Raw genomic sequence first — 6637 nt, forward strand, 5'->3', positions numbered from 1 at the left:
TTATTTTGATATTTATGATTTATTGAATGAAAAATCGGCTGAGAAAATTTATATCGAAACTTCTGAGAAAATAAATTCTCAGGCGTACAGCACGCAAAACCTTCTTAAAAAAGTAAATGCTGAATTGGTTTGTACTACAGAAGATCCAATAGATTCGTTAGAATTTCACCAAAAATTCGCCAATAATTCGACTGGAATCAAGATGAGTACGGCTTTCAGACCTGATAAAGCCATCTTAATTGCTAATGATGGTTTTAATGCATATCTGGACACATTAGGGGATGTGTCCGGTATTGCAATTAACACGTATGCTGATTTACAGTCTGCTTTAAGAAAAAGAATTGAATTCTTTAATGCAAACGGATGTAAATTAAGCGATCATGGATTAAATCAAATTGATTTTGAAAACTTTACAGAAAGTGAAGTAAATGCTATTTTCAAAAAGAAAAGAGAAAACGGCGAATTATCTCCAGAAGAGGTTTTAAAATTCCATAGCGCTATTTTAGTTTTCTTATCAGAAACGTATCATGAGTTTGGATGGGTGCAGCAGTTTCACCTAGGTGCATTGCGTAACAATAATGCGCGTATGCACAGAATCTTAGGTCCAGATACAGGATGGGATTCTATTGGAGATTATCCGCAAGCGCAAAAATTATCAGCTTTCTTAAACGCTTTAGACAGCAAAGATAAATTGACTAAAACGATTATCTATAACCTAAATCCTGCTGATAACGAAGTTATGGCAACAATGATTGGAAACTTCAACGACGGAAGCGTTCGCGGAAAAGTACAATTTGGTTCTGGATGGTGGTTCTTGGATCAGAAAGATGGAATGACAAAACAATTGAATGCGCTTTCAAACATGGGTTTAATTAGCTGTTTTGTTGGAATGTTGACAGATTCTAGAAGTTTCTTATCGTTCCCACGACACGAATATTTCAGACGTATCTTATGTAATCTTTTGGGAGACGAAATCAAACGCGGAGAACTTCCAAACGATATGGAATGGATCGGAAAATTAGTTTCTGATATTTCATACAACAACGCTAAAGAATATTTTAAGTTTTAATTAAAAAATTAACCGCAATCCCGATAGCTATCGGGAGTAAAGATTACGCAAGGCTCGTTAAATGAAATCCTTTTTAATCATTGTAATCTGTGGCAAAAAAATATATAAATAATGAGTAGAGTAGTTGCATTTGGAGAAATTATGCTGCGTTTATCGACAGAAAGACATTTGCGTTTTTCGCAATCTACAGCATTTGGTGCTACGTATGGTGGCGGTGAATTTAATGTATGTGTTTCTTTGGCTAATTATGGTGTAAATGCTGAATTTGTTACCAGATTACCTGAAAATGAAATTGGTTTTTCTGCATTAAAAGAAGTCAGAAAGATGAATGTCGAGTCTAAAAACATTGTTTACGGAGGAGAGCGTTTAGGAATTTATTTCTTAGAAACTGGAGCAGGAACTCGCGGAAGCAATGTGGTTTACGATCGTGCTCATAGCGCAATGTCGACCATAGAAAAAGGACAGGTTGACTGGGACAAAGTTTTGGAAGGAGCTGAATGGTTTCATTGGAGCGGTATCACTCCGGCTATTTCTCAAACTGCGGCAGAAGCTTGTTTAGAAGCAATTAAAGTTGCTCATAAAAAAGGAATTAAAATTTCATGCGATTTAAACTATAGATCAAAACTTTGGCAATATGGAAAAACTCCAAGTGAGGTTATGCCAGAAATGCTAAAATACAGCAATGTGATTTTAGGAGATATTGATACAGCATATTTTATGTTAGGAATTCCTAAAGTTAATCCGAATTATCAGGACGAAAAAACACTTCCAACAGTTTACGATAAATTGTTTGAATTGATTCCTAATCTTAAAATTGCAGCAACAACGCTTCGTTATTCTGTTAGTGCATCTCACCAAAGAATCGGCGGAATTTTATATGACGGAAAAGCGATTTACAGTGCAGCCGTAAAAGAAGTTACTCCTGTTGTAGACCGTGTAGGAAGCGGTGATGCCTTTATGGGTGGATTAATTTATGGTTTATTAGAATATCAAAATAATAATCAAAGAGCATTAGATTTTGCAGTTGCAGCTTGTTGTTTAAAACATACAATTGCAGGAGATTATAACTTGGTTACTTTAAAAGAAGTTGAAAATATGATTGATGGTGATGGTTCTGCATTAGTATCAAGATAATTTTAAATAAAAATGGCAAAATATTCAAGAATAGAAGTAGCTCAGACAATGAAGGAGAACGGTATGGTTCCGTTGTTTTTTCATTCTGACATTGAGCTAAGTAAAAAAGTTTTAAAAGCATGTTATGACGGTGGATCCCGATTAATGGAATTTACAAGCCGAGGTGATTTTGCGCATGAAGTTTTTGGAGCTTTAAACAGATATGCTTTGGCAGAATTGCCAGGGATGATTCTAGGAGTTGGTTCTATTACAGATGCAGCTTCTGCTTCATTATACATGAGTTTAGGAGCAAATTTTATTGTAACACCAGTTTTTAGAGAAGATATAGCTATAGCTTGTAATCGCAGAAAAGTATTATGGTCACCTGGTTGTGGTACTTTGACAGAAATTGCAAGAGCAGAAGAATTAGGTTGCGAAATCGTAAAATTATTCCCAGCTGATACTTACGGACCGGAGTTTATTAAAGCGATAAAAGGCCCATGTCCGTGGACAAACATTATGCCTACTGGCGGTGTTTATCCAACAAAAGAAAGTTTGAGTTCTTGGTTAAATGCGGGAGCAACCTGCGTTGGTTTGGGCTCACAGTTAATTTCAAAAGATATACTGGACAATAAAGACTTCGACGGACTTACTGCAAAAGTGAAACAGGTTCTTGACATTATAAAAGATATTAGAAAATAGATTAAGGGGTAATCATGCCTAACTCCTTATTTTATAAGTTTTTTTAGATTTTTAGAGATTGTAATTGAACATTACGCTTGAAAAATTTAGCTAGCCATTCCTCACAGCCGGCTTTATTTTACTCAATCGGGTGTAATGTTTCATTTACAATTTAAAAGGCAGAAATAATGAAATAAGGTTTGTAAATGGTTATTTATAAAACAATAAAGTAGAAAATCAAAATGGAAAAAATAAACAGATCAAACGAAGGACTTACAGAAAAACTTCCGGTTAAAATCGTGCAATTTGGAGAAGGAAACTTCTTGAGGGCTTTTGTTGAATATGCAATCCAAAAATTAAATCAAAATACAGATTTTAATGCTGGTATTGCAGTAGTTCAGCCAATTGACAAAGGTTTAGTAAACATGATCAATGCGCAAGACGGATTGTATACTTTGTTTATGAAAGGGGTTAAAAAAGGTGAGGAAATTCAAGAAAAAGAGTTGATCACTAATATTGTGAGAGCGATTGATCCTTATGCTTCTTTTCAAGATTATTTAGCTTTAGCTAAAGAAGAAGAATTGGCTTTTATTATTTCTAATACAACTGAAGCTGGTATCGAGTACATCGCTTCAGATTTGCCAACAATGCAACCGCCGGTTTCTTTTCCTGCTAAATTGACTGTTCTTTTGCATGAAAGATTCAAACACTTTAAAGGTGCTGCAGATAAAGGTTTAACGATTATTCCTTGCGAATTAATCAATTATAATTCAGATACTTTAAAAGAAATTATTTTGAAGTATTGTGTAGATTGGAAATTGGAGCAGGAATTTATTTCTTGGTTATTAAATGACTGTTCTTTCCACAATACTTTGGTAGATAGAATTGTTCCAGGTTATCCGAAAGATCAAATTGAAGAATACAATGCACAGCTTTCATATAAAGATGATTTGATTGTAAGTGCAGAAACTTTCTTCTTATGGGTTATTGAAGGTGATGATGAATTAAAAGCAAAACTTCCATTTCATAAAACAGATTTAGATGTAAAAATCATTTCTGACATGCAGCCGTACAGAACTCGTAAAGTTAGAATCCTTAACGGAGCGCATACAGCAATGGTGCCATTTTCTTTGCTTTACGGAAACGAAACTGTAAAAGAAACGGTTGATAATGCTTTTACTGGTGATTTTATCAATAAAGCATTATTTGAAGAAATCAATGAAACTTTAAATATGGATAAAGCAGAATTGGCTAGTTTCTCTGAAGAGATTTTAGACCGTTTTAGAAATCCATTCGTGAAACACTTATTGTCTTCGATCGCTTTAAATTCAATTTCTAAATTTAAAGTTCGTGTATTGCCAAGCTTAACAGGTTATGTTGATGTTCACGGAAAACTTCCAGTTCATTTAACTTTCGCTTTTGCTGCATTAATTCGTTTTTATAAAGGAACTTGGAACGGACAAGATTTACCAGTTAATGACAGTGAAGATATTACAACATTCTTCAACGGCCTTTGGAAATCTGATGATTACGAAAAAATCGCTCGTTTAACATTACAAAACAAAGGTTTTTGGGATGAAGATTTGACTGAAATTCCAGGTTTAACTAAAGCGATCACGATTGCTTTAGAAGAAATAGATTCAAACGGAGTTGAAGCTGGTTTTGCTAAGTTTCAAGAAAGAATAAAATAAATCCATTTTGGTGATTGGACTAAGAAATAGTTTGATTCAATAAATAAAAATCTAATTAAATCTGCGTGAAATTTTTTTGCGTATTGATTTTCACGCAGATTTATACAGATCAAAGCAGATTTGCACAGATTTAAATCTAAGCTCATGAGTAAAATTTAATTTTACTCAACGGGTTGAAAATAAGAGAAAAACAAAAAGAACAAAGAACAAAGGTTAATTATGGCAACGCAGAAAAAATTAATAAAAGTTCATCCTACAGATAACGTAGCGGTGGCTTTGGTAAATCTGACAGCAGGCGAAGTAATTGATTTTGAAGGACAATCAATTACCGTTGAGTCTGATGTGAAAATGAAACATAAGATTGCAATGGTTCCTTTTAATGTAGGAGACAGAATCATTATGTATGGTGTTTTGGTAGGTAAGGCGAGTGCAAGAATCGAAAAAGGAGGATTGCTTTCTACTGCAAACGTAAAACACGAAAGTGATAAAGTTACGGGTAAAACTGAAACTATTGGCTGGACGGCTCCAAATGTTGACAAATGGAAGGGCAGAACGTGGCAGGGCTATCATAGAGAAGATGGACAAGTTGGAACAGAAAATGTTTGGTTGTTTTTTCCACTAGTATTTTGTGAAAATAGAAACATCGAAATCTTAAAAGATATTTTTGAGAAAGAGTTGATGAAACCTAAAGAAAACGATTATCAATTATTATTGCGTTCTTTAGTGAAATCAGAAACGGGTGGCGCAGGAAATCAGGAAGCTTCAAACGACGCTAATTTATTCAATAATATCGAAGTAAAATTCATCACACACCAAGGTGGTTGTGGTGGAATTCGTCAGGATTCTCACAGTTTAGCGAAGCTTTTGGCGGGTTATGTAAATAATCCGAATGTTGCTGGAGCAACTGTATTGAGTTTAGGATGTCAAAATCTTCAAATTTCAATTTTCAAAGAAGCTTTAGATGCAATTAATCCAGAGAGTAAAAAGCCTGTTTTAATTTACGATCAGCAATCTATAGGAACAATCGAAACGATGTTGAGTAGTGTTGTAAAAGATACTTTTGAAGCTATTAAAAAAGCAAATGAAATTAAGAGAGAGCCAGCTCCATTATCTAAATTAAGAATTGGTTTAGAGTGTGGTGGATCTGATGGATTCTCTGGAATTTCTGCAAACCCAACTTTAGGAGTATTGTCTGATAAACTAGCAGCATTAGGTGGAACAACAATTCTTTCTGAATTTCCAGAGTTGTGTGGTGTTGAGCAGGAATTAGTAAACCGTTGCGTTGATGACGAAGACGGAAAACGTTTCTTAGATTTGATGAAATGGTACGAGAAAACAGTTGTTGATGCAGGTTCAGGATTTGATATGAATCCTTCTCCAGGAAACATCAAAGATGGTTTGATCACTGATGCTATGAAATCTGCTGGAGCAGCTAAAAAAGGAGGAACATCTCCAATTGCGGGTGTTTACGATTATGGAGAGTATATTAACGAGCCAGGATTAACATTGCTATGCACGCCAGGAAATGATGTTGAGTGTACAACCGCAATGGTAGGCTCAGGAGCTAATATGGTATTGTTTACAACAGGTTTAGGAACTCCTACAGGAAATCCAATTGCGCCAGTTGTAAAAATATCTTCTAACTCAGAGTTAGCGGCAAAGATGTCAGACATTATAGATATTGACACTGGTGGAATCATCAAAGGTGAAAAATCTATTGAAGAAATGTCTGATGAAATGCTTGAATTTATTATAGATATTGCTAGCGGAACTGTTAAAACTAAAGCTGCAATTTTAAATCAGAACGATTTTATTCCTTGGAAAAGAGGAGTTTCGCTTTAGTTTTTTAAGTACAAAGGTACAGAGATACAAAGTGGCAAAGGTTTATATGTAGAGACGCACAGTAGTGCGTCTCTTTTTTTTGAGAAAACTTCGGAGAAGCAAAATATTTATAGCAAAAGATTAACCGGTTACAACATAAAGCTCCAGAGGAGCTACATGTTTTTTTTGCAACCTAAATATATTTCGCTCCTCTGGAGCTTTATTCTCGATAACTAATTTTTATCTATAAATATTTTGCTTC

The 6637-nt window shown here is 34.6% G+C and carries 5 protein-coding genes; all 5 read left to right on the forward strand.

The window, feature by feature from the left end:
- On the forward strand, nucleotides 1-1069 hold a 1069-nt coding region (uxaC, locus tag B3J44_RS19615), incomplete at its 5' end, for a glucuronate isomerase (RefSeq protein WP_286970919.1).
- Between the two features lie 111 nt (nucleotides 1070-1180).
- A complete protein-coding gene (locus B3J44_RS19620) occupies nucleotides 1181-2203 on the forward strand; it encodes a sugar kinase (RefSeq protein ID WP_286970921.1) in 1023 nt (340 codons plus the stop codon).
- Between the two features lie 12 nt (nucleotides 2204-2215).
- Nucleotides 2216-2884, forward strand: a complete 669-nt coding sequence (locus tag B3J44_RS19625; RefSeq protein ID WP_286970922.1) for a bifunctional 4-hydroxy-2-oxoglutarate aldolase/2-dehydro-3-deoxy-phosphogluconate aldolase — start codon at nucleotides 2216-2218, stop codon at nucleotides 2882-2884.
- Between the two features lie 221 nt (nucleotides 2885-3105).
- Complete coding sequence (locus B3J44_RS19630) at nucleotides 3106-4554, forward strand: tagaturonate reductase (protein ID WP_286970923.1); 1449 nt, start codon at nucleotides 3106-3108, stop codon at nucleotides 4552-4554.
- 219 nt (nucleotides 4555-4773) lie between these two features.
- Nucleotides 4774-6396, forward strand: coding sequence for a UxaA family hydrolase (locus B3J44_RS19635; protein WP_286970925.1), 1623 nt, complete (start codon nucleotides 4774-4776; stop codon nucleotides 6394-6396).
- Nucleotides 6397-6637 lie beyond the last annotated feature (241 nt).

Origin of the sequence: Flavobacterium sp. UBA4854 (genome assembly GCF_002399805.1) — a bacterium.
Lineage (GTDB): Bacteria > Bacteroidota > Bacteroidia > Flavobacteriales > Flavobacteriaceae > Flavobacterium > Flavobacterium ginsengisoli.